This is a genomic window from Streptococcus parasanguinis, assembly GCF_047463195.1.
In the GTDB taxonomy this organism is placed as follows: Bacteria; Bacillota; Bacilli; order Lactobacillales; family Streptococcaceae; genus Streptococcus; species Streptococcus parasanguinis_R.
Window position 1 is genome coordinate 34,688 of record NZ_JASHEI010000003.1, and the last position, 23,762, is coordinate 58,449.

Annotated in this window: 19 protein-coding genes; 17 read left to right on the forward strand and 2 right to left on the reverse strand. The window is 43.4% G+C overall.

The annotated features are described in order from the left end of the window. Nucleotides 1–102: 102 nt before the first annotated feature. The 5 genes from secA (at nucleotide 103) to recG (ending at nucleotide 7,330) form a co-directional block, all read left to right on the forward strand. Nucleotides 103–2,622, forward strand: a complete 2,520-nt coding sequence (secA, locus tag QM870_RS03205; RefSeq protein ID WP_021153773.1) for a preprotein translocase subunit SecA — start codon at nucleotides 103–105, stop codon at nucleotides 2,620–2,622. A 52-nt stretch (nucleotides 2,623–2,674) separates the two neighbouring features. Continuing rightward, the gene (locus QM870_RS03210) at nucleotides 2,675–3,703 is read left to right on the forward strand and encodes a 3-deoxy-7-phosphoheptulonate synthase (protein WP_070505229.1); all 1,029 of its coding nucleotides are present in this window, start codon (nucleotides 2,675–2,677) and stop codon (nucleotides 3,701–3,703) included. Nucleotides 3,704–3,789: 86 nt separating this feature from the next. After that, nucleotides 3,790–4,155: a holo-ACP synthase gene (acpS, locus tag QM870_RS03215; protein WP_031572889.1), complete on the forward strand. Its 366-nt coding sequence runs from the start codon at nucleotides 3,790–3,792 to the stop codon at nucleotides 4,153–4,155. Further along, nucleotides 4,142–5,254, forward strand: coding sequence for an alanine racemase (gene alr, locus QM870_RS03220; protein ID WP_049471825.1), 1,113 nt, complete (start codon nucleotides 4,142–4,144; stop codon nucleotides 5,252–5,254). The genes acpS and alr overlap by 14 nt, the downstream gene beginning before the upstream one ends. A gap of 60 nt (nucleotides 5,255–5,314) precedes the next feature. Further along, on the forward strand, nucleotides 5,315–7,330 hold the full coding sequence (recG, locus tag QM870_RS03225; protein WP_150906473.1) for an ATP-dependent DNA helicase RecG: 2,016 nt from the start codon (nucleotides 5,315–5,317) through the stop codon (nucleotides 7,328–7,330). Nucleotides 7,331–7,528: 198 nt separating this feature from the next. Here the strand turns inward: recG and QM870_RS03230 are convergent, their stop codons facing one another. After that, on the reverse strand, nucleotides 7,529–8,491 hold the full coding sequence (locus QM870_RS03230) for an asparaginase (RefSeq protein WP_150906471.1): 963 nt from the start codon (nucleotides 8,489–8,491) through the stop codon (nucleotides 7,529–7,531). Between the two features lie 62 nt (nucleotides 8,492–8,553). On the opposite strand from QM870_RS03230, the gene QM870_RS03235 reads away from it, so the two are divergent. Then, on the forward strand, nucleotides 8,554–9,954 hold the full coding sequence (locus QM870_RS03235; protein ID WP_049473128.1) for a Cof-type HAD-IIB family hydrolase: 1,401 nt from the start codon (nucleotides 8,554–8,556) through the stop codon (nucleotides 9,952–9,954). Nucleotides 9,955–10,241: 287 nt separating this feature from the next. Here the strand turns inward: QM870_RS03235 and QM870_RS03240 are convergent, their stop codons facing one another. Beyond that, nucleotides 10,242–10,694, reverse strand: coding sequence for a universal stress protein (locus QM870_RS03240; RefSeq protein WP_003008541.1), 453 nt, complete (start codon nucleotides 10,692–10,694; stop codon nucleotides 10,242–10,244). 208 nt (nucleotides 10,695–10,902) lie between these two features. On the opposite strand from QM870_RS03240, the gene QM870_RS03245 reads away from it, so the two are divergent. The 11 genes from QM870_RS03245 to QM870_RS03295 all read left to right on the forward strand — a co-directional run bounded on the left by QM870_RS03245 (nucleotide 10,903) and on the right by QM870_RS03295 (nucleotide 23,702). Beyond that, nucleotides 10,903–12,117: a pyridoxal phosphate-dependent aminotransferase gene (locus QM870_RS03245; protein WP_021153766.1), complete on the forward strand. Its 1,215-nt coding sequence runs from the start codon at nucleotides 10,903–10,905 to the stop codon at nucleotides 12,115–12,117. Between the two features lie 187 nt (nucleotides 12,118–12,304). Continuing rightward, nucleotides 12,305–13,093, forward strand: a complete 789-nt coding sequence (gene codY / locus QM870_RS03250; RefSeq protein ID WP_045759799.1) for a GTP-sensing pleiotropic transcriptional regulator CodY — start codon at nucleotides 12,305–12,307, stop codon at nucleotides 13,091–13,093. Beyond that, nucleotides 13,093–13,671, forward strand: a complete 579-nt coding sequence (locus QM870_RS03255) for a cysteine hydrolase family protein (protein ID WP_045759798.1) — start codon at nucleotides 13,093–13,095, stop codon at nucleotides 13,669–13,671. The genes codY and QM870_RS03255 overlap by 1 nt, the downstream gene beginning before the upstream one ends. 113 nt (nucleotides 13,672–13,784) lie before the next feature. Continuing rightward, nucleotides 13,785–15,008, forward strand: a complete 1,224-nt coding sequence (locus tag QM870_RS03260) for a glycosyltransferase (RefSeq protein ID WP_414368593.1) — start codon at nucleotides 13,785–13,787, stop codon at nucleotides 15,006–15,008. Then, a complete protein-coding gene (locus tag QM870_RS03265) occupies nucleotides 14,995–15,882 on the forward strand; it encodes a glycosyltransferase family 2 protein (RefSeq protein WP_414368596.1) in 888 nt (295 codons plus the stop codon). The genes QM870_RS03260 and QM870_RS03265 overlap by 14 nt, the downstream gene beginning before the upstream one ends. A 26-nt stretch (nucleotides 15,883–15,908) precedes the next feature. Next, nucleotides 15,909–17,192 carry a glycosyltransferase family protein gene (locus QM870_RS03270; protein WP_414368598.1) on the forward strand — a complete coding sequence of 428 codons (1,284 nt, stop codon included), beginning with the start codon at nucleotides 15,909–15,911 and terminating at the stop codon, nucleotides 17,190–17,192. Continuing rightward, nucleotides 17,189–18,682 carry a glycosyltransferase gene (locus QM870_RS03275; protein ID WP_414368601.1) on the forward strand — a complete coding sequence of 498 codons (1,494 nt, stop codon included), beginning with the start codon at nucleotides 17,189–17,191 and terminating at the stop codon, nucleotides 18,680–18,682. Before QM870_RS03270 ends, QM870_RS03275 begins: the two co-directional genes overlap by 4 nt. A gap of 118 nt (nucleotides 18,683–18,800) precedes the next feature. After that, nucleotides 18,801–19,103: an Asp-tRNA(Asn)/Glu-tRNA(Gln) amidotransferase subunit GatC gene (gatC, locus tag QM870_RS03280; RefSeq protein ID WP_070575453.1), complete on the forward strand. Its 303-nt coding sequence runs from the start codon at nucleotides 18,801–18,803 to the stop codon at nucleotides 19,101–19,103. Then, nucleotides 19,103–20,569: an Asp-tRNA(Asn)/Glu-tRNA(Gln) amidotransferase subunit GatA gene (gene gatA, locus QM870_RS03285; RefSeq protein WP_227038604.1), complete on the forward strand. Its 1,467-nt coding sequence runs from the start codon at nucleotides 19,103–19,105 to the stop codon at nucleotides 20,567–20,569. Before gatC ends, gatA begins: the two co-directional genes overlap by 1 nt. Continuing rightward, a complete protein-coding gene (gatB, locus tag QM870_RS03290; protein ID WP_303471676.1) occupies nucleotides 20,569–22,011 on the forward strand; it encodes an Asp-tRNA(Asn)/Glu-tRNA(Gln) amidotransferase subunit GatB in 1,443 nt (480 codons plus the stop codon). The genes gatA and gatB overlap by 1 nt, the downstream gene beginning before the upstream one ends. Nucleotides 22,012–22,310: 299 nt before the next feature. Further along, complete coding sequence (locus tag QM870_RS03295) at nucleotides 22,311–23,702, forward strand: PASTA domain-containing protein (protein WP_247926373.1); 1,392 nt, start codon at nucleotides 22,311–22,313, stop codon at nucleotides 23,700–23,702. Nucleotides 23,703–23,762 lie beyond the last annotated feature (60 nt).

The window sequence follows — 23,762 nt, forward strand, 5'->3', positions numbered from 1 at the left end:
GAAAGTCTTGTAAGATACAGCCTTGATCTTGAAAAAATGTTTAAAAAATGCTAGAATAAAAAGAACATTTTAGATTTTGAAAAATTCAAAGTAAGGAAAAAAATGGCAAATTTATTAAAAACAATTATTGAAAATGATCGAGGCGAAATCAAACGCCTTGAAAAAATGGCTGATAAGGTCTTTTCTTATGAAGACCAAATGGCAGCTTTGACGGATGACGAATTAAAAGCGAAAACAGTTGAGTTTAAGCAACGTTACCAAGATGGTGAGTCTTTGGATGATCTCTTGTACGAGGCTTTTGCAGTTGTTCGTGAAGCTGCAAAACGGGTTCTTGGTTTGTTCCCATACAAGGTTCAGGTCATGGGGGGAATCGTCCTTCACCATGGTGACGTTCCAGAGATGCGTACAGGGGAAGGAAAAACCCTAACAGCAACCATGCCGGTGTACTTGAATGCCTTGTCTGGTAAAGGGGTGCACGTTGTTACCGTCAATGAATACTTGACAGAGCGGGATGCGACAGAGATGGGAGAACTTTACTCATGGCTTGGCCTTTCAGTAGGGATCAACCTTGCAGCAAAATCTCCAGCTGAGAAAAAAGAAGCTTACCTCTGTGATATTACCTACTCGACTAACTCAGAGATCGGGTTTGATTATCTTCGTGATAACATGGTTGTTCGTGCTGAAAACATGGTTCAACGTCCATTGAACTATGCCTTGGTCGATGAGGTAGACTCCATCTTGATCGACGAAGCGCGTACTCCGCTGATCGTTTCTGGGCAGACAGCTTCTGATACAAGCCAACTCTATCACATGGCAGATGCTTATGTGAAGACCTTGACAGAGGACGATTACATTATCGATGTCCCATCTAAAACCATCGGTTTGTCTGATTCAGGAATCGATAAAGCAGAAAGCTACTTTAATCTTGAAAACTTGTACGATATTGAAAATGTAGCTTTGACTCACTTTATCGACAACGCCCTTCGTGCCAACTACATCATGATTTTGGATATCGACTATGTGGTCAGCGAAGATCAAGAAATCTTGATCGTCGACCAATTTACTGGTCGGACCATGGAAGGACGTCGCTATTCTGATGGACTTCACCAAGCGATTGAAGCCAAAGAAGGTGTTCCAGTTCAAGAAGAAACCAAAACATCTGCATCGATTACTTACCAAAACCTCTTCCGTATGTACAAGAAGTTGTCAGGGATGACAGGGACAGGGAAAACCGAAGAAGAAGAATTCCGTGAAATTTATAACATTCGCGTGATTCCAATTCCAACCAACCGTCCGATTGCCCGTATTGACCATCCAGACCTTCTCTACCCAAGCTTGAAATCAAAATTTAAGGCTGTTGTAGAAGATGTCAAGTCTCGTCATGAAAAAGGGCAACCAGTCCTTGTAGGTACCGTTGCCGTTGAAACCAGTGATTACCTTTCTCAATTGTTGGTTCAAGCAGGTGTCCCTCACGAAGTTTTGAATGCGAAAAACCACTACAAAGAAGCGCAAATCATCATGAACGCTGGTCAACGTGGTGCTGTTACCATCGCGACCAACATGGCCGGACGTGGTACCGATATCAAGCTTGGTGAAGGTGTTCGCGAACTCGGTGGACTGTGTGTCATCGGGACAGAACGTCACGAAAGCCGTCGGATCGATAACCAGCTTCGTGGACGTTCAGGACGTCAAGGGGATCCAGGTGAATCTCAATTCTACTTGTCTCTTGAAGATGAATTGATGCGTCGTTTCGGTTCTGAACGGATCAAAGCAGTGCTTGATCGCTTCAAGTTGAGCGAAGAAGAATCAGTAATCCGTTCAAACATGTTCACCCGTCAGGTAGAGGGTGCTCAAAAACGGGTTGAAGGAAACAACTACGATACCCGTAAACAAGTCCTTCAATACGATGACGTGATGCGGGAACAACGGGAAATTATCTACGCTGAACGCTATGATGTTATCACAGCTAACCGTGACTTGGCACCTGAAATCAAGGCCATGATCAAACGGACCATCAAACGGATTGTTGAAGGAGCCAGCCACTCAAGTAAGGAAGAACGCGTTGAAGCGATTCTGAACTTTGCCAAATACAATTTGGTTCCGGAAGATACGATTTCTGCAAGCGATATTGAAGGAAAATCTGACAAGGAAGTTATCGATTACTTGTATGCACGTGCAGAAGAAATCTATGCTAGCCAAGTAGCGAAATTGCGTGACGAAGAGTCTGTGCAAGAATTCCAAAAAGTCTTGATCCTTCGTGTGGTGGACAGCAAGTGGACGGACCATATCGATGCTTTGGATCAATTGCGAAATGCGGTTGGACTCCGTGGGTATGCGCAAAATAACCCAGTGGTAGAATACCAATCAGAAAGTTTCCGTATGTTTAACGATATGATCGGATCGATTGAATTTGATGTGACTCGTCTCATGATGAAAGCCCAAATTCACGAACAAGAACGTCCACGTACGGAACACAGTATTTCAACAACTGCGACTCGCAACATTGCAGCGCAACAACAAGATATTCCAGCAGATATTGACTTGTCACAAGTGAAACGCAACGATTTATGCCCTTGTGGTTCAGGTAAGAAATTCAAAAACTGTCACGGACGTAAATTTTAAGAGCTCCTCTGAAATAGAAAGAGGATGGGTCTAGGTAGCATAAGGAGGCCGTATGGTATTCATTACGAAGAGCAATAAGATTGATGAGCAAGAGATCACTTCGCTTTACCGCTTGGAAGGTCCAGCCTTGGAGCGCAAAGAAGCGCGTGATCGAGAATTGGAAGCTATTATCAAAGGAGAAGACCAACGGATCCTTCTTGTGATCGGGCCTTGCTCTTCTGATAATGAAGAAGCTGTGATGGAGTATGCCCGTCGTTTGGCAGACTTGCAAGAGCAAGTGAAAGATCAAATTTTCATTGTGATGCGGGTCTATACGGCTAAACCTCGGACCAATGGGGATGGCTATAAAGGCTTGATGCACCAACCAGATACACATGCAGCACCAAGCTTTGTGGATGGTTTGAAAGCAGTCCGACATCTCCACTACCGTGTGATTACCGAGACTGGTTTGACAACTGCGGATGAGTTGCTTTATCCAGCAAGTCTTCCTTATGTTGAGGATTTAATTTCTTATCATGCCATTGGAGCTCGTTCAGTTGAAGACCAGGAGCACCGCTTTGTATCTAGTGGGATCTCTGCTCCGACAGGCATGAAGAATCCAACCTCTGGAAATCTTTCTGTCATGTTCAATGCGATTTATGCAGCCCAACATCCCCAAAACTTTTTGTTCAATGCCCAAGCAGTGGAAACATCAGGAAATCCTTTAGCCCATGCGATCCTTCGTGGGGGCTTGGATGCAAGTGGTAAGAATATTCCAAACTACCATTATGAAGATTTGCTAGCGGCAGCAAAACGCTATAGCGAAATGGGCTTGCAACATCCCTTCATCCTGGTGGATACCAACCATGACAATTCTGGCAAACAATTCGAAGAGCAAGTACGCATCGTGAGAGAAACCATGATGAACCGTGCTTGGAACAAGGATTTGGCAACTTTAGTTCGTGGTTTCATGATTGAATCCTATCTAGAAGATGGCCGTCAAAATGAACCAGTGGTTTATGGTCAATCCATCACAGATCCTTGCCTGGGTTGGGAAAAAACACAGGCCTTGGTCAAAGAAATTGCAACGATGAATAAGTAAAAGGCAGGGGCGGAAGGAGTGATTCTTTAGCCCCTTCTCTTTTGTCAGTAAAACGATACTGAAACGATAAATAAGGATAAAACAAGATGATCAAAGGACATGGCATCGATATCGAATCGATCGCTGCGATTGAAAAAGCCTATCAGAAGAATACTCGATTCGCTGAAAAAGTCTTAACCGAGGCTGAGCGAGAGCGCTTTGAGGAATTGTCTGGAAAACGGAAAATGGAATATTTAACGGGCCGATGGTCCGCCAAAGAAGCCTTTTCAAAGGCAATGGGAACAGGGATTGGACCGGTTGGTTTTCAAGAGTTAGAAATTTTAAATGATGCCCACGGAGCTCCCTATTTTTCCAAGTCTCCTTTTTCTGGGAAGGTATGGATTTCGATCAGTCATAAGGGAGACCTAGTGTCGACCAGTGTCATTTTGGAGGAAGAAAATGAAAGCAAGTAAACATAGACCAACTGTTGCTAGAGTCGATTTGGATGCCATTGCCTTTAATGTGCAACAAGTCAGTGACCATATTCCGAGTCAAGCCTTGAAATATGCAGTCGTCAAGGCCAACGCCTATGGTCATGGGGTCGTTGCGGTGACCAAAAAATTGGCGCCTCAGGTAGATGGTTTTTGTGTTTCCAATATGGATGAAGCCCTCGAAATCCGTGAAGAAGGCTTGCAACACCCTATTTTGATTTTGGGAGTTGTGCCAAGTGAAACAGTGAATCTAGCCAAAGAGCATGACATCCGCTTAACGGTGGCGAGTCTTGCTTGGTTGGATCAATTGCTTGGACAAGAAGCAGATCTTTCAGGATTGAAGGTCCATATCAAGGTGGATTCAGGAATGGGGCGGATTGGATTCCGAAGGATCGAAGAGATCAAAGAGGCTGAACGCCTCCTCTTAGCAGCTGGAGCTGAAATTGAAGGGATCTTTACTCATTTTGCAACAGCAGATGAGGCAGATGATCGAAAATTTCAAGCGCAATACCAGTTTTTCAAAGAAGTATTGGCTGCTCTTGAAATCCTTCCTCCTATTGTCCATGCGAGTAATTCAGCCACTTCTTTGTGGCATGCGGATACGATTTTCACAGCTGTACGCTTGGGAGATGTCATGTATGGCTTGAATCCGAGCGGATCTGTGTTAGCCTTGCCATATGAAATTAAGCCAGCTTTGAGTTTGGTGAGCGAATTAGTTCATGTGAAACAGTTAGAAGCTGGTCAAGATATTGGTTACGGGGCAACCTATACGACGGAAGAACCCCAATGGATCGGAACGATTCCTATCGGCTATGCGGATGGTTGGATCCGAGAGATGCAAAACTTTCATGTGCTGATTAAGGGGGACTATTGTCCCATTGTTGGTCGCGTTTCGATGGACCAGATTACTGTTCGCCTTCCAGAAGAATTGCCTCTGGGGACCAAGGTTACCCTAATTGGCCGAGATGGAGAAAAAGAAATTACGGCAACAGAGGTTGCAGATTACCGTGGGACCATTAATTATGAAGTGGTCTGTCTCTTGAGTGATCGGATTCCTCGTGACTATACAGGTGAAGAATAAGAAGAAGCAGGTGGGATTTTCCCGGATGGGCCTGCTTTTTTATAAAAGAAAGGAGGAAAAATGAATCTACACCAACCCTTATCCGTACTTCCTGGAGTCGGTCCAAAATCGGCGGAAAAATTTAAAAAGTTAGGAATTGAAACCTTAGAAGATCTGCTCTTGTATTTCCCCTTTCGCTATGAAGACTTCAAAACGCGCAATGTTTTAGAGTTGGAAGATGGTGAAAAAGCCGTCATCTCTGGGGTAGTAGCAACACCAGCCAATGTCCAATATTATGGCTACAAACGAAATCGCTTGCGTTTTTCGATCAAACAGGGAGACCAGGTCATTGCGGTTAATTTTTTCAACCAACCCTATCTAGCAGACAAAATCGAGGTCCAGCAGACAGTGGCGATCTTTGGAAAATGGGACAAGGCCAAGGGGAGTTTGACAGGAATGAAGCTCCTGGCTCAAGTGGAAGATGATTTGCAGCCGGTCTATCGAGTGACACAAGGAGTGAGCCAAAACAGCCTGGTGAAATTGATCAAAATAGCGTTCGACCAGGGCTTGGACCAGCTTTTAGAAGAGAATCTACCCCACATCTTACGAGAGCGTTATCAACTCATGTCTCGTTCCCAAGCAGTGCAAGCTATGCATTTCCCTAAGGATCTAGCAGAGTATAAGCAAGCTCTTCGCCGGGTAAAATTTGAAGAGCTCCTCTTTTTCCAGTTGCAACTCCAAGTGTTAAAGGAAGAAAACCACGATGCCAGCCAAGGGATTTCCTTGGCCTGGAATCCAGAAAAATTAGCAGAACGAAAAAAACAGCTCCCTTTTGAGCTAACGCAAGCTCAAGAAAACAGCTTGAATGAAATCTTGACAGATATGGCTTCTCCTTATCATATGAACCGCCTCTTACAAGGGGATGTGGGAAGCGGGAAGACAGTCGTGGCCGGTCTTGCCATGTATGCAGCTATTAGTGCTGGTAAGCAAGCTGCCTTGATGGTTCCAACGGAGATTTTGGCAGAGCAGCACAAGGAAAGCTTGCAAAATCTTTTTCCAGATTTGCCAATTGCCCTTCTAACAGGAGGATTAAAGGCGGCTGAGAAACGAGAAGTCTTAGAAGAGATCGCCTCAGGAAAAGCCCAATTGATTGTGGGGACACATGCCTTGATTCAAGAGGGAGTTCACTACCAAGATCTAGGCTTGGTCATTATTGATGAGCAACACCGCTTTGGGGTTTCCCAGCGCCGTATTCTTCGAGAAAAAGGACAAAATCCAGACGTCCTGATGATGACGGCTACCCCTATTCCCCGGACCTTGGCTATTACAGCCTTTGGAGATATGGATGTGTCCATCATTGATCAGATGCCTGCGGGACGCAAGGAAATCATCACACGTTGGGTCAAGCATGAGCAGTTAGAAGTGGTCCTCGACTGGTTAGTCAAAGAACTTGGCAAAGGTTCTCAAGCCTACTTTATTTCTCCATTGATTGAGGAGTCAGAGGCGCTAGATTTGAAAAACGCCCTTGCCCTCCAAGAAGAGCTAGAGACCTTCTTTGGACAGCGAGCACGCGTTTCTCTGCTTCACGGGAAGATGAAAAGTGAAGAAAAAGATGCCATCATGCAGGCCTTTAAAGAGCACCAAGTCGATGTTTTGGTGTCTACGACCGTTATTGAAGTAGGAGTCAACGTACCCAATGCAACCGTTATGGTCATTATGGATGCAGATCGGTTTGGTCTTAGCCAACTTCACCAGCTACGAGGCCGGGTTGGTCGGGGAAACAAGCAATCCTATGCTATTCTAGTAGCCAATCCTAAGACAGATAGTGGCAAGCAGCGCATGAAAATCATGACAGAGACAACCAATGGGTTTGTGCTGGCGGAAGAAGATTTGAAAATGCGGGGTTCAGGTGAAATCTTTGGAACCCGTCAATCTGGGATCCCAGAATTTCAAGTGGCGGATTTGGTAGAAGATTATCCCATTCTGGAAGAAGCGCGGAAAGTTGCCAGCAAGATCGTAGCCACGCCAGATTGGCGCGAACACCCCGATTGGCATTTGCTCTCGCTTTATTTAGAAAAGAAAGAACATTTAGACTAAAATATAAAAAGGGAGTAGAGTGGAAATTCTTTGGATTCCACTCTACTCCCTTTAAGATGGCATTTTACGGGCTTTGTATCTTATTAATTGAACACGGGCTGCGGATTGTGTCAAAAAGATGAATCCTCCTAGAATCTTTTGGATTCTTCGTCGTATTCCCTATTTTGACTGTATCCGCTACGCCCTTTGTATCTTATTTTACCCTTCGATATAGTCTTTGAGTTCTTGTCCTTTTAGGCCGGCATTGAGGGCGATGAGGAGTTTGATGCGCGCTTTGGGTGCATTTAATTCTTTGATGAAAAAGACACCTGCTTGATGGAGTTGGACGCCTCCTCCTTCATATGCGTAGACGGGTTCAGCGATTCCATTGAAGCAACGGGATACTAAAGCGATTGGAAGGCCTGCATCTATAAGCTCTTGGAGTTTATGTGCCGTTTCTTTAGGGATGTTTCCAGCTCCAAAGGCTTCGATAATGAGACCATCCAGCTTTGAAAGATCCAGCATGTCCAGCAGATCGGATTTCATCCCTGCGTAGGTAGCAATGATCGGAACGAAACCATCGATGGTATCGAGATCAAAGCGCACCCTTGGCTCGGCTGTTTTAAAGAAGAGGATTTCCTTTTTCATGACCAAACCTAGTGGACCGTGGGTTGGTGTCTGAAAGGTACTGACATTGGTGGTATGAGTTTTGGTGACGTACTTAGCCGCATGAATTTCATCGTTCATGACGACTAAGACCCCTTTATCGCGTGCTTTTGGATCGGCAGCTACTCGAAGGGCTGTCAGAAAATTATAGACACCATCGCTTCCGAGCTCATTGGAGCTTCGCATAGCTCCTGTAATGACCACAGCAATCTCTGGTAACTCCATGGTATCCAAGAAATAAGCCGTTTCTTCCAGCGTATCTGTCCCATGAGTGATGACGATGCCGTCGTAGTTGTGGGCTTCCTCTTTGATTTTTTGATATAGAGCTAACATGTGACGGGGGGTCATTTGAGGGCTGGGAAGGTTGAAGAAGTCCTCTGAGGTGACTGCAATCCCTTCAATTGGTGAAGTAACTTGGGTCATGGGATTGACTTCATTGGTAATCACTGCCCCAGAGTCATCTGCCGCCATCGAAATGGTCCCTCCGGTATGTAGTGCTAAAATTTTCTTAAACATGTGAAGCTCCTTGGAATATGTGATATAATTTATTTTATCATAAAAAGAAAGAAACAGTAGACATGGAAATAAAAGCAGTCTTTTTTGATATCGATGGAACCTTGGTCAATGATAGTCGAGCGGTCCTAAAATCAACAGAAAAAGCCATTCAGTCTTTAAAGGAAGAAGGGATCTATGTAGGTCTTGCGACAGGTCGGGGACCGGCCTTTGTCAAACCGTTTATGGAACGCTATGGTTTTGATTTTGCAGTGACCTATAATGGTCAGTATATTTTGACCAAGGACCGCGTGCTGTTTACTAGCCCAATCGATAAAAAGAGTCTGCACCAACTAATTGACTATGCTCGAGAACACCGTAAGGAAATTGCTCTCGGTACCAAGGATGGGGTATTTGGTTCTCGGATCATGAGTTTTGGGATGAGTCCTATTTCAACCTGGTCCAGTCGCTTTGTGCCCCGTAAAATGGCCCGTACAGTCAGTCGAGGATTTAACAAAGTGGTCAGCAAGGTCGTCCCACAAGATCAGGACACCCTCTATGCACTAGCGCAAGAACCGATCTACCAAGTGTTGATCTTATCGAGTCCAGAAGAGACTGCAAAAATTGAAAAAGAGTTTCCGGATCTGAAATTCACACGGTCTAGTCCATTTGCAGCAGATGTCCTCAACCCAGGCATTTCCAAGTTAGAAGGGATCCGCATCGTTGGTCAGGAATTTGGCTTTGACATCGATGAAGTGATGGCTTTTGGAGATTCTGATAATGACTTAGAGATGCTGTCAGGTGTTGGCTTGTCTATTGCGATGGGAAATGGGACGACCAGTGTCAAGGCAATTGCCAAGCATACCACGACCAGTAATGGCAAGGATGGCATTCAAAAGGCCCTGCAACACTTTGGTATTCTCTCAGAGAAAGAACTCTTTCTTTCTAAGGATGATCACTTCAATAAGGTCAAAACCTTCCATGGTGTGATGGATGGGGAAACCCAGGAGAAACCAGTTGTTTGGCAGCCTCAAGACGCCCTTTATCGAACCATGTTCAAGCAAGAGGAGTTGGTTGAATTTGTCCGAGCAGCTAGCACAAGTGAGGAAGAATTTGACCGCTCGGTAGCAGCTCTTCACGAAGCCTTGGATAAGGCTGCAGATAAGGTTCGGAGCAAGCATCCAGCTGAGATCTCCATGGTAGGGCAGGTTGATGCCTTAATTGATACCCTCTATCTGACTTATGGTAGCTTTGTACTAATGGGAGTTGATCCTGAAGAGGTCTTTGAGATTGTTCACCGGGCCAATATGGGCAAGATTTTCCCAGATGGAAAGGCGCACTTTGATCCAGTAACCCACAAAATTCTGAAGCCAGATGATTGGGAAGAAAAATACGCCCCAGAACCAGCCATCAAAAAAGAACTCGATCGCCAGCTCAAGGCCTACGAAAAACATGCAAAACAAAAAGAAGCAAAAAAAGACAACTAAAAAAGGTTTGGAACAAAGGTTCCAAACCTTTTTTAGAATGTAGACAAACTATTTTTTACTAAGATAAGTAAAGTGCTCTACAAAGAAGTCGAAATATGTTCTTATTTTTAAAATTTATAAAAAATATTGAAAAACTTTCCACCGTGAGACAAGTGCTAGAAACACTATTGTTTCTAGCACTCGGGAGTTTTGAGACCTTAGGCTCAAAACTTAGTCATGGAACTTCGAAGAAGTTCGCTGACGTCCGTACTCACCTAAGGAAAGTTTTCAATATAACTTTTTCTTTCTTACATGGTTTTATCCTTATCACGTACTACTAGTAAGTCTACTTTGGCGTGGCGAAGGATATATTCTGAGGAGGATCCGACCATTAAACGTTCGAAGGCATTGAGTCCGGTAGCCCCGACCATAATAAGGTCAACCCCTTCCTTACTTGGGATATCATTGGCTAAGAGGACTTTTGGATTTCCCATTTCTACAACAGTCACAACATTTTGAACGCCGACTTTTTCAGCACGTTCCTTGTAGCCCTTGAGCAATTCGTTGGCTTCTTCTTGCAATTCTTCGTAGACCTCAGCATCAAAAGTTGAGACGCTTTGAAGGGCACGGGTATCGATGACGTGGGCAATAGTCAATTTAGAGCCGTTGCGAAGAGATACATTAACCCCTTTTTCAAAGGCTAATTCTGCTTCATGGGAACCGTCGACAGCGACCATAATGTTTTCGTATTTTTGAGACATAATCCTACCTCCTTATAGCTTGAAAACATGGATAGAATAGAAGGGAATCCTATTCTTTATACACTTATATTTTATCTCTTTTGAGCTAGAATGTAAAGGTAAAGTCTCGCTTTTCTGCTATATTTTTGCAGAATTTTTAAAGTCCTCGGTTTGTACTCTATTTCAACTAGTGGTATAATAGAGATAATTTCGTGAATCGAGGCAGAATATGAAGGAATATAATAAATCAAGCAAACTCGAACATGTCGCTTACGATATTCGTGGTCCAGTCTTGGAAGAAGCCATGCGCATGCGAGCAAATGGAGAAAAAATTCTACGTTTGAATACAGGGAATCCTGCTGAATTTGGCTTTACAGCTCCAGATGAAGTCATCCATGACTTGATCATGAATGCGCGTGATAGTGAAGGCTATTCAGACTCAAAAGGGATTTTTTCAGCCCGCAAAGCCATCATGCAGTACTGCCAGTTGAAAAAAATTCCAAATGTGGATATTGATGATATTTACCTTGGGAATGGAGTGAGTGAGCTGATCGTCATGTCCATGCAAGGACTTTTGGACAATGGGGATGAGGTCTTGGTTCCCATGCCGGACTATCCTCTTTGGACAGCAGCCGTCAGCCTAGCTGGTGGGAATGCCGTTCACTATCTTTGTGATGAAGAAGCAAACTGGTATCCAGATATTGAAGATATCAAGTCGAAAATCACCTCAAACACTAAAGCTATCGTTGTCATCAACCCGAATAACCCAACAGGTGCCCTCTATCCAGATGAGATCCTACTTGAGATTGTAGAGATCGCTCGACAAAATAACTTGATCATCTTTGCGGATGAAATTTACGATCGCTTGGTCATGGATGGGGAAAAACACACGGCTATTGCAAGTTTAGCGCCTGATCTCTTCTGTGTGAGTATGAATGGCTTGTCAAAATCTCACCGGATTGCCGGCTTCCGTGTTGGTTGGATGGTTCTATCCGGACCCAAGCACCATGTGAAGGGCTATATCGAAGGCTTGAACATGTTGTCCAATATGCGTCTTTGTTCAAATGTCTTGTCTCAACATGTTGTGCAAACCTCTCTTGGAGGCTACCAATCCGTGGATGAACTCTTGCTTCCAGGTGGTCGAATCTACGAACAACGCAACTTCATCTACAAAGCCATCAATGATATTCCAGGCCTCTCAGCTGTTAAGCCGAAGGCTGGTCTCTATATCTTCCCTAAGATTGATCGGGACATGTACCGCGTGGATGATGATGAACAATTTGTTTTAGAGTTCTTGAAGCAAGAAAAAATTCTCTTGGTTCATGGCCGTGGCTTTAACTGGAAAGATCCAGATCACTTCCGGATCGTTTACCTTCCACGTGTCGATGAGTTGGCTCAAATTCAAGAAAAAATGACTCGTTTCTTGAAACAATACAAACGTTAATTAGATAAAGGATTGAAGAGGAAAGTCTTCAATCTTTTTTTGATTCATTCTATAAAATCCATGTCACCGAAACGACATTTTTCTGAATTGCGCATAATTGTAGAAAAAATAAATAATTTTCAGATAATTTGATTGAAATTCCCACACTTATATGATATACTTGAGCTGACTATATGCGAGGTTTATTATGGCAAACTTATTAGAAAAGACACGTAAAATTACATCCATCTTGAAACGGACTGATGAACAGTTGCAGGTCGAGATGCCTTATAATGATATTGCCCAGCAATTAGCGGATATTATCCACTGTAATGCCTGTATCATTAATAGCAAGGGAACCCTTCTTGGTTATTTCATGCGTTACAAGACCAACAATGACCGGGTAGAAGCTTTCTTTCAAAATAAAAAATTACCAGAAGATTATGCCAAGGCTGCAAGCTTAGTTTATGATACGGAAGCTAATTTAGATGTGGACCATGATTTGAGTATCTTTCCGGTCGAAACCAAGTCTGAATTTCCTGATGGCTTGACGACCATTGCGCCTATTCATGTTTCTGGGATTCGGTTGGGTTCCTTGATCATTTGGCGCAATGATAAACAGTTTGCGGATGATGATTTGATCTTGGTTGAGATTGCGAGTACCGTGGTAGGGATTCAAATGTTGAACTACCAACGCGAGGAAGACGAGAAGAATATTCGTCGTCGGACAGCGGTGAATATGGCTGTCAATACCTTGTCTTACTCTGAATTGCGGGCTGTTTCTGCCATCCTTAGTGAATTGAAAGGAAATGAGGGACAGTTGACTGCTTCTATCATTGCAGATCGGATTGGTATCACCCGCTCTGTGATTGTCAATGCACTCCGGAAATTGGAGTCAGCTGGTATTATTGAAAGCCGTTCTCTTGGAATGAAGGGAACCTATCTCAAAGTGTTGATTCCAGATATCTTTGAGGAAATTAAGAAAAGAGATTACTAATGACTAAAGCCTTGATTTCAATTGACTACACTGTCGATTTCGTAGCAGATGATGGTAAGCTTACGGCAGGTGCTCCTGCCCAAGCCATTTCTGAGACCATTGCTCAGGTGACCCAATTGGCCTTTGACCAAGGAGCCTATGTCTTTTTTGCCATTGATGCGCATGATGTAGAGGATCCATTTCATCCTGAAAGCAAGCTCTTTCCACCTCATAATATCATTGGGACTAGCGGACGTGATTTGTACGGACCTTTGGCAGATTTTTATCGGGAGCACAAAGCGGATCCACGCGTCTTTTGGATGGACAAACGTCATTATTCTGCTTTTTCAGGAACGGACCTAGATATCCGCCTGCGGGAACGTCATGTAGATACCGTCATTTTGACTGGGGTCTTGACTGATATTTGTGTCCTTCATACAGCGGTTGATGCCTACAATCTTGGCTATCAGATTGAAGTCGTAGAACCTGCAGTGGCGTCGCTCACTCCTGAAAATCACCAGTTTGCCTTGAATCATTTCAAGCATGTCTTAGGGGCAAGCTTGGTAGACGGCGCACTAGCTGTATTAGATACTAAATAAGAAAAGATTGTAAAAGAGGTCATAGACATTTGTTTAGGCCTCTTTTTTGGGGCGTAGAAATTGTCTTCCTCTCTTGAAAATGGTATTCTAATGGAAGAAAATAAGGGGGAGTTATGAGTAAAAAAGCTGTCGTGTTTTCAGCGGATCTATCTTATATGGAAAAGTTGGAAACCGCTATGAAGTCACTGTGCGCCCATCAGGATCAGTTGAAAATTTATGTTTTAAATGAAGATCTACCAACGGAGTGGTTTGCTATCATGAATCAGCGCTTGCGCCAGTTAGATTCAGAAGTGATCAATTGTCGGATGTCTCCCGAGCAATTCCAATCCTTCTCGCTTCCAAGTGACCATATTCACTATGCGACCTATTTCCGTTATGCTATTCCAGAGTTTGTGAAGGAAGAACGGATCCTCTATCTGGATTGTGACATGATCTTTACACAGGATTTATCGCCATTATTTGAAGTCGATCTAAAAGGTTATGGATTGGGCGCGGTGGTAGATAAGCCAACGACGACAGATGGATTTAATGCTGGACTTTTGGTGATTGATAAGACTTGGTGGCAAGAGCACCAAGTAACAGAGGCTCTTTTTGACCTCACTCGTGAACACCATCAACAGGTCTATGGAGATCAGGGAATTTTGAATCTGTATTTCAAAGATGCGTGGTTTCCATTACCTTGGACCTATAATTTACAAGTAGGGTCTGATAAGGATCAATACCTCTATGGAGATCTAGACTGGTATGATGCCTTTCAAGGGATTCCAGCGGTCATTCACTACACCTCTCATAATAAACCTTGGACCTCCAAACGCTTCAATCGTTTTCGGGAACAATGGTGGTTTTACTATGCCCTCTCTTGGGAGGAAGTTTTGCTTCGAAAACCGATTTTGAAGCAAACCTATCAAGACTTAGTGGGAGAATTTCCTTATCATGCTGCCATTTATACCCATACAGCAGATATCCACGAGTTGGAGACGTTGTTAAAAGAGTTGCCAGACGTAGCGATTCATGTCCTTGCCCATAGCCATTTTGGTTTTAACTTGGTGCAATTAGAACGCTACCCCAACCTCTTTCTTTATCCCTCTTTTGATCCCTTGACCAGTCGAAAGGTCCTAGAAAAATTGGATTTCTATCTGGATATCAATCCTTACGATGAGGTGGATCAGATGACGCAAAGGATCCATCAATTGGGCTTACCGATTTTTTCTTTTGAAGGAACCAATCATGTAGAGAATGGTGTGAACCAAGTGTTTGCGGATGATCAGGTGCAGGAGATGGTAGCAGCGATTCGCAATTATTTAAAGAGAAACGAGAAGAAGCATGGAAACAAATGAAGTAGTGAGTATCATCATTCCCATCTATAATGTAGAAGCTTATTTGAGACAATGTTTGGAAACGGTTGTCCATCAGACCTACCCCCACTTGGAAATTATCCTGGTCAATGATGGTTCGCCAGACCAGTCAGAAGAGATCTGTAAGGAATTTTTTAGGAAGGATGCGCGCATCCGCTACGTTCGCCAAGAAAATGGGGGCTTATCTGCTGCCCGTAATACAGGGATTGAGCTAGCGACTGGTGATTACATCACCTTTATTGATCCAGATGACTGGGTGACGGAGGACTATGTAGAAGTGCTCTATCGTCAACTGAAGAAGTATGATGCGGATGTTTCCGTAGCCAACTATAACCTCTATGATGACAGTAGTAGCAAATACTTGATCAAGGTAACGGACGACGATTATTCAGAGACCCTTTATGAGGGGAGAGAGATCATGGACCACGATGCCATCCAGGAGACCAGAGATATGGCCTGGGCTTGTGCCATGATGAAGCTCTATAAGCGTAACTTATTTGAAGGGCTTCGTTTTCCAGTCGGAAAAAATGTCGAAGACAACTTCCTGATGTACAAGTTATTCTTAAAAACCCATCGGGTAGTTCATACGGAGAAATGTATTTATTGGTATCGCGTGGGGCGTGCAGATACTCTGTCCCAGGTTTGGACAGAAAAGAGAGCCGTCGATGAGATGGAAGCTAAGCACGAGAAGTTGGCTCTACTGGGGATGTTGGGCTATGATTTGACCTGGCATCGCTATATCTACAAAACGCGCTTGAAACGAGCCCTTGAAAAATTAGAGGAAGCAGGCCTGCAAGGGTCAGAAACCTATGAGCGCGTGGTGACCAACCTCCGTTTTATTGAAACGATGGACTAACCCCTTATTGATGAGAAAGGATCAGCATGTTCATTATTGCACCAGAGCAGACAAGAGAGCTGGATCGTTTGCAAAAATACTTGGACAAACTTGGCCAGCCCTACCGAGTATTTGTGACCAATTTGGAAACAGATTTGGATCAACAGACAGAGAGTCTTGCGACCATTTTTACCCAAAAAGACCCGGCATCAAAAGTTGGGCAACCATTATTTTTCAATGATCTAGAAGTTCCAGAATTATGGGAATGTTGGACACTAGGGATCACGACCTATCTTTTTGATGGGGAGGAACGTCGTGCCAATGTGGTTTTGCGAGGGGATATCTTGTCTCGAACGGTTGACAGAGTGGAGTGGTTTGGTCAGGGAGAGGAGATCGTATCCATTGATGTCTACAATCGCTATGGTTGGAGAAGCAAACGGAGTCTCCTGACGGAAGCTGGTCAATCCTATTTAGACATCTATTTGAACCGTCAGCAAGAAGAAGTATTGCTTCACTTTGTCTCACAAGGAACCTTTTTGCTTCAAACTCCTAAGGGACGGGATCGCCTGTATGCCAGTAAGGAAGAGCTACAAAGAGCTGTCTTAGAACAAGTCTTGCCGGAAGATGAAGCCGTTCTTTTGATGGACAAGTTATTGCTAGATGTTGTGAGAGAGATACCAAAGGAAAGACTCGCCTACTGTGCCAGTGATGCTCATGATCTAGACGAGATCAAAGAACAAGTCAGTCAGATTTTGTTGGTAGAAGATGGTCTGTTGAGTGAGAAAAAAGACGGAATCACAGCCTTGTCAGGGCTGGTAAATGTGGAGCAGGAAAGTTTTCAACCAGAAGCCCTGGTCATGACGGCTTCTCAAGAGGTCGCAGGCTTATCTATCCTGGTCCATCAATTCCCACAAGTGACCTTTCACATTGCTGCTTTGACGGCTATGGGGCCAAAATTAACAGACTTAGCAACTCGCTCCAATGTGCGCCTCTATCCAGGGATTTCGCTGGACAAATATGAGGACTTGTTATCCAGCTGCTCTATTTATCTGGATTGCAACCAGGGAGAAGAAGTGTGGAGTAGTAGTCTTCATGCTCTTGAAAATGGGCAAGTCTTGTTTGGGTTGAAGACTACCGTGCACCATGAAGCTTATAAAAAATTGAGCACGATTACAGATTCAGTCGAAGAAATGGAACAGCAACTAGAAATAGTGCTCCAGAATCCAGAGGCCTACAAAGAATTGGTAAGAGAGCAGGCACGAATCTTGAAATTGCCTGAAAAAGAAGCTTTGGAAGAGCTGTTTAAGCGATTAGAGGGAGGGACAGCATGACCATTTATACCTTTAATCTATTAGTGGGATTTGAACCCAATGGGGTCGATGTTGCACAGGCCTCTCGGGCAAAGATGCTCCGGGGTCTGGGAGTGGCAGCGAAGTTTGTCTTTACCACTTGGCCCACTCCAGAAAAATTAGCCTATTACCTCTCTTTGGGGCACCGGGATGAGGAGTTGCTTTTTGCCCATTTAGCTTTTACGGATCAACAGACTACGGTCCCTCAAAAGACGGTAGGGGCCTTGCAAATGGAGTTTCAACTGACTCGTCTGGATGTTGTTGAAAAAACGGAAAGAGCCATTCGCTACCAATTTGCGGATGGAAACGCCTTGACCTTTCATCTGGATCCCTATCATCCAAACTGTGTCCGCTATGTAGACTATCTTTTAGCTGGAAATAGAATCAAGCGAGAGTATTATGGAGCTTGTAAACTTGTCACAGAGTATTTTCAGTATGGTAGTGTTGTCAGACGGACCTATCACAATCAAGATGGAACTATCGCTTTTGAAGAATCGAGGTTAGGTGGAAGCTGGCTCTATAAACTGGGGTCTGAGATTTTGACCAACCATACAGAAGTGATGAGACGTTTTTTGTCGCAGCTGTCGCTAAAAGAAGAAGATTTGATTCTGCTCGACCGGGCTTCGCGCATGGATTTTGCCCGTCCTTTGTTGGAGAAAGCTGCTCCTTCAAAGCTCGCTATGGTGTTTCATTCGGAGCATGAATTTGAAAATGGCCATCTCAATTATGAATATTATTATGTGTTCAAGTATGCCAAACGCTTCGATTATTTTATCACGGCAACGGATCTTCAAAAAGAAGTCTTGGAGCAGACACTTGCTAAACAAGGATGCCAAGGAATTCCAATCTATAGCATTCCAGTAGGGCATTTGGAAACATTGACGGAACCACAAGGAGATCGGCCTCCCTTTAGTGTGCTCACAGCTTCCCGTTTGGATCCAAGAAAACGCATCGATTTGGCCATTCGAGTAGTGGCCAAAGCTCATGAACAACTCCCAGCCCTTCAGTTTGATATTTATGGGAAGGGTGGAGAAGCGGACAACTTGCACCATCTGATTCAGGAGCTTGCAGCACAAGATTATATTCACCTACGCGGTCATGCGGATCTTCAGCAGATCTATCCTTGCTACCAAGCCTACCTCACCACTTCTCAGTGGGAGACCTTTGGTTTGACTTTGATGGAGGCGGCTGGAGCAGGTTTGGCCTTGCTGGGCTTTGATGCCCGTTATGGCAATCCAACTTTTATAAAAGAGGGGGAAAATGGCTTTTTGGTACCTTATAGCGAGACAGTGCCAGAAGAAGAGTTGGTGAAAGAGTTGGCGGACAAGCTGGTGCAGCTCTTTGAAAGGGACCTCGCTCCATTTCATCAGGCTTCTTATGACTTGGCCTCTTCTTACCTCGCATCTAACGTCCAGAAAGTCTGGAAAGAGACTCTAATGGAGATAGGGCAATTCGGCGGAAAAGAAATATAAATGAAGAATCTGTAGCGACAAAAAAGTCCTACAGATTTTTTCTAAGGCAAGCAAATTGGGCTAAATTATGGTAAAATAGAGGGTATTGAAAAATCATCATTTCACGAAAGGAAGCAAGATGAAAATTACGCAAGAAGAGGTAACCCACGTTGCCAATCTTTCAAAATTGAAATTCTCTCCAGAAGAGACAGCTGAGTTTGCGACAACCTTGTCTAAAATTGTCGACATGGTGGAATTGTTGGAAGAAGTGGACACAACAGGTGTTGCCCCAACAACAACCATGGCGGATCGTAAGACCGTATTGCGTCCGGATATCGCTGAAAAAGGGACGGACCGTGACCGCTTGTTTAAAAATGTACCTGAAAAAGATAACTACTACATCAAGGTACCAGCTATCCTAGAAGATGGAGGAGATGCCTAATGTCATTCAACCATAAAACCATTGAAGAGTTGCACGACCTCCTTGTCTCTAAGGAAATTTCGGCAACGGAATTGACACAAGCGACTCTTGAAGACATCAAGGCGCGTGAAGAAGCAGTTAACGCCTTTGTAACGGTGGCCGAAGAAGCTGCCCTTGCACAAGCCAAGGCTATTGATGAAAAAGGAATCGATGCAGACAACCTCCTGTCAGGGATTCCACTCGCTGTCAAAGACAATATCTCAACAGATGGCATCTTGACGACTGCGGCATCAAAAATGCTCTATAACTACGAGCCAATCTTTGATGCGACAGCTGTTGCCAATGCCAAAGCCAAAGATATGATTGTCATTGGAAAGACCAACATGGATGAATTTGCCATGGGTGGATCTGGTGAGACTTCTTACTATGGACCAACCAAGAATGCTTGGGACCACAGCAAGGTGCCTGGTGGATCTTCTAGTGGTTCTGCTGCAGCTGTAGCTTCAGGGCAAGTCCGCTTGTCCCTTGGTTCGGATACCGGTGGTTCTATCCGCCAACCTGCTGCCTTCAACGGGATTGTTGGTCTCAAACCAACTTATGGAACGGTTTCCCGTTTTGGTCTCATTGCCTTTGGTAGCTCACTTGACCAAATTGGTACCTTCTCACCAACGGTTAAGGAAAATGCTCAATTGCTTAATGTCATTGCCAGCGAAGATGCCAAGGATTCAACTTCTGCACCTGTTCGTGTAGCAGACTTTACTTCTAAGATTGGTCAAGACATTAAAGGCATGAAGATTGCCCTTCCTAAGGAATACCTCGGTGAAGGGATTGACCCAGAAGTTAAAGAAACTATCCTTAATGCGGCCAAACACTTTGAAAAATTGGGAGCGACTGTCGAAGAAGTCAGCCTTCCACACTCTAAATACGGGGTTGCCGTTTATTACATCATCGCTTCATCTGAAGCTTCTTCAAACTTGCAACGTTTCGACGGTATTCGCTATGGTTTCCGTGCGGAAGATGCCAAGAACTTGGATGATATCTACGTGAACACTCGTAGTCAAGGCTTTGGCGATGAGGTCAAACGCCGTATCATGCTTGGTACCTTTAGTTTGTCATCTGGTTACTATGATGCTTACTACAAGAAAGCTGGTCAAGTCCGTACCCTCATTATCCAAGACTTCGAAAAAGTCTTTGCAGATTACGACCTTATCCTTGGTCCAACAGCTCCAAGCGTGGCCTTTGATTTGGATTCGCTCAACCATGATCCGGTTGCCATGTACTTGGCTGACCTCTTGACCATTCCAGTCAACTTGGCAGGTCTTCCAGGGATTTCGATTCCCGCAGGTTTTGCGCAAGGTCTTCCGGTTGGGTTGCAGTTGATTGGTCCCAAGTATTCTGAAGAAACCATCTACCAAGCTGCAGCTGCCTTTGAAGCAACGACGGATTACCATAAGCAACAACCCCTAATTTTCGGAGGTGACAATTAATGAACTTTGAAACAGTCATCGGACTTGAAGTCCACGTTGAATTGAATACAAACTCAAAAATTTTCTCACCAACCTCTGCCCACTTTGGAAACGAGCAAAATGCCAATACCAATGTGATCGACTGGTCTTTCCCAGGGGTGCTTCCTGTCTTGAACAAGGGTGTTGTGGATGCTGGTATCAAGGCTGCTTTGGCGCTGAATATGGATATTCATCAGCACATGCACTTTGACCGTAAGAACTATTTCTACCCTGATAATCCAAAGGCCTACCAAATTTCGCAATTTGACGAGCCAATTGGTTACAACGGTTGGATTGAAGTACAATTAGAAGACGGCTCAACTAAGAAAATCGGGATTGAACGGGCCCACTTGGAAGAAGATGCCGGTAAGAACACCCACGGAACAGACGGTTTCTCTTATGTAGACCTTAACCGTCAAGGGGTGCCCTTGATCGAAATCGTATCTGAAGCAGATATGCGTTCTCCTGAAGAAGCCTACGCCTATTTGACAGCTTTGAAAGAAGTCATCCAGTACACTGGTATTTCAGACGTCAAGATGGAAGAAGGATCGATGCGGGTGGATGCCAACATATCCCTTCGCCCATACGGCCAAGAGGAATTCGGTACCAAGACGGAGTTGAAAAACTTGAACTCCTTCTCAAACGTCCGTAAAGGTCTTGAATACGAAGTACAGCGCCAAGCGAAAATCTTGCGATCAGGTGGGGTCATTCGTCAAGAAACACGCCGTTATGATGAAGCGAATAAGAGCACCATTCTTATGCGGGTCAAAGAAGGAGCAGCGGATTACCGTTACTTCCCAGAACCAGACCTACCACTCTTTGAAATCTCAGATGAGTGGATCGAGGAAATGCGCACAGAGTTGCCAGAGTTTCCAAAAGACCGTCGTTCTCGCTACGTGGCAGAGCTTGGTTTATCTGACTATGATGCCAACCAATTGACAGCGACGAAAGTCACTTCTGACTTCTTTGAAGCAGCCGTAGCCCTTGGTGGCGATGCCAAACAAGTGTCTAACTGGCTCCAAGGGGAAGTGGCACAATTCTTGAATGCAGAAGGCAAAACGCTGGAAGAAATCCAATTGACACCAGAAAACTTGGTTGAAATGATTGCCATTATCGAAGATGGAACCATTTCATCTAAGATTGCCAAGAAAGTCTTCGTTCACTTGGCAAAAAACGGTGGCGGCGCGCGTGAATACGTCGAAAAAGCTGGTCTGGTACAGATTTCAGATCCTGAAGTCTTGATCCCAATCATCCACCAAGTCTTTGCAGACAATGAAGCAGCCGTAGCCGACTTCAAGTCAGGAAAACGGAATGCGGACAAGGCCTTCACAGGTTTCCTCATGAAAGCAACCAAAGGCCAAGCCAACCCACAAGTAGCCCTCAAGTTACTTGCCCAAGAATTGGCGAAGTTGAAGGAAGAGTAATAGAGAAATCGAGAAATCGAGAACTGCACCCTAAAAGTTAGATTTTTACTGCCTACCTTTTGGGGGCAGTTTATTTTTTTGTTTTAAAAATATCTTATTAATGTTCTTGTATTTACTTTTTTAATTGGTTATAATATTGCATAAAGATATATTACACTAATTAGTTATAAAATGTGAGTGTTATGGAAATATGAGTTTTTAAATAACAGAAGGATTTTTAGGCTTTTATAGAAATTGATTAAATATTAGTAGATGACTTTATCGAGTCAAGAAAATATCAATGCGAATTAGGAGAAAAAATGAGTAACTGGGAAAAAGATTATGAGGCAGCACAGAGGGAACAAGAGCGAAATCAAGAATTAAAGAGACACAATGATTTGTTAGATAGACACTCTATTCAGCAAAGATTAGCTTCAGAAGAAAAAAATAGACTTCTAGAGAATCAAGTTCGACAAACTGAAAAGCAAAATGAAATATTACAACAACAAGCAATTGCTGAGGAGAGACGGAGAGAGCAAGAACTCAAACAAAAACAGGAGCAATTTTATAAAGATAAAATATTTGAATTGAAAAAAATATGGGCTCAAGCTAAAGATAATAGTGAGCGTGATCGAATACAAATACTTCTCTCAGAAGTTGAGGGGGAATACGAGAAGTATAAGTTTGAGGAAGCTGAAAAAGAGAGAAAACTAGCTTTACAAGCTGAACGCTATAGGCAGGAAGAATTAATCAAACAAGAAGAAGAAAAAAAGAAACAACGAAGGAAAAGAATTATAAGTCTAGTTATTGGATTAGTCATTTTAATTCTAATGTTATGGCTTTTTTTACCAAAAAGTGGACGATATCAAAGACAAAATGATTCAGTATCTATTTCAAGAAAGTCGGAAAGTTCAAAAAAAGACAATAAAGGAAAATCGGATCTAGAAAAAAGCACAGATACTACAGTTGTTCCTAATCTCTCAGGGAAAACAGTAGCAGAAGCAAATGCAATCATTGAAAAGCAAAATTTAAAATTAGGAAAAGAACAAGAGGAATATAGCGATTCGATTGCAGAGGGGTATATTATAAAAACAAATCCAGTCACTGGTAGCAAAATAAAACGAGGAAATAAAATTAATTTGATCGTTTCAAAAGGTCCAAATAGTTTTGAAATGCCAAACTATGTAGGAGAAACACGAGCTAAAGCAGAGGAAGATCTGAAAAATACTTATAAAGTATCAAGCAAAATGATCACGATTGAAGAAGTTGAGACCTTCGATTATGCTGCAGGGACAGTTCTTGAACAAACTCCAGCTCCAGGAAAGCAATATTCTTTGAGTTCAAAGACCAAGATTGTTTTAAAAGTAGCAAAAGAAACAACTTCAATTGAAATGCCAAACTATGTTGGATCAACCTATGATTTTGCTAGAAGTAATTTGATTGAAATATATGGAATCAAAGAATCTAATATTAAAATCAGAAAAACTAACCATCTTCCTGATGGAGTATCCGTTTCTGCAGGTCAAATTGTCAGTCAAACTCCAGAAGTTTCGAGTACGGTGGATATTAACCGCACACGAATTGTATTGACCGTTTATGAACCAAATGAAGGTGGACAGAATAGAAATAGAGTAGAACCTAATGATAATTATGATGATTCAAATTCAAAAGTTAACGATACTGGAAATTCTTCAAGTGGATATGATGATTAGCCATTAAATAACATTTAAGGGGAATGATTGGAAGAGGCTGGGACAAAAGTCCTAGCCTCT

Excerpts from the sequence above, each read along its gene's own strand:
- secA (WP_021153773.1), top strand. The coding sequence starts at position 103 with ATGGCAAATTTATTAAAAACAATTATTGAAAATGATCGAGGCGAAATC.
- QM870_RS03210 (WP_070505229.1), top strand. The coding sequence starts at position 2,675 with ATGGTATTCATTACGAAGAGCAATAAGATTGATGAGCAAGAGATCACT.
- acpS (WP_031572889.1), top strand. The coding sequence starts at position 3,790 with ATGATCAAAGGACATGGCATCGATATCGAATCGATCGCTGCGATTGAA.
- alr (WP_049471825.1), top strand. The coding sequence starts at position 4,142 with ATGAAAGCAAGTAAACATAGACCAACTGTTGCTAGAGTCGATTTGGAT.
- recG (WP_150906473.1), top strand. The coding sequence starts at position 5,315 with ATGAATCTACACCAACCCTTATCCGTACTTCCTGGAGTCGGTCCAAAA.
- QM870_RS03230 (WP_150906471.1), bottom strand. The coding sequence starts at position 8,491 with ATGTTTAAGAAAATTTTAGCACTACATACCGGAGGGACCATTTCGATG.
- QM870_RS03235 (WP_049473128.1), top strand. The coding sequence starts at position 8,554 with ATGGAAATAAAAGCAGTCTTTTTTGATATCGATGGAACCTTGGTCAAT.
- QM870_RS03240 (WP_003008541.1), bottom strand. The coding sequence starts at position 10,694 with ATGTCTCAAAAATACGAAAACATTATGGTCGCTGTCGACGGTTCCCAT.
- QM870_RS03245 (WP_021153766.1), top strand. The coding sequence starts at position 10,903 with ATGAAGGAATATAATAAATCAAGCAAACTCGAACATGTCGCTTACGAT.
- codY (WP_045759799.1), top strand. The coding sequence starts at position 12,305 with ATGGCAAACTTATTAGAAAAGACACGTAAAATTACATCCATCTTGAAA.
- QM870_RS03255 (WP_045759798.1), top strand. The coding sequence starts at position 13,093 with ATGACTAAAGCCTTGATTTCAATTGACTACACTGTCGATTTCGTAGCA.
- QM870_RS03260 (WP_414368593.1), top strand. The coding sequence starts at position 13,785 with ATGAGTAAAAAAGCTGTCGTGTTTTCAGCGGATCTATCTTATATGGAA.
- QM870_RS03265 (WP_414368596.1), top strand. The coding sequence starts at position 14,995 with ATGGAAACAAATGAAGTAGTGAGTATCATCATTCCCATCTATAATGTA.
- QM870_RS03270 (WP_414368598.1), top strand. The coding sequence starts at position 15,909 with ATGTTCATTATTGCACCAGAGCAGACAAGAGAGCTGGATCGTTTGCAA.
- QM870_RS03275 (WP_414368601.1), top strand. The coding sequence starts at position 17,189 with ATGACCATTTATACCTTTAATCTATTAGTGGGATTTGAACCCAATGGG.
- gatC (WP_070575453.1), top strand. The coding sequence starts at position 18,801 with ATGAAAATTACGCAAGAAGAGGTAACCCACGTTGCCAATCTTTCAAAA.
- gatA (WP_227038604.1), top strand. The coding sequence starts at position 19,103 with ATGTCATTCAACCATAAAACCATTGAAGAGTTGCACGACCTCCTTGTC.
- gatB (WP_303471676.1), top strand. The coding sequence starts at position 20,569 with ATGAACTTTGAAACAGTCATCGGACTTGAAGTCCACGTTGAATTGAAT.
- QM870_RS03295 (WP_247926373.1), top strand. The coding sequence starts at position 22,311 with ATGAGTAACTGGGAAAAAGATTATGAGGCAGCACAGAGGGAACAAGAG.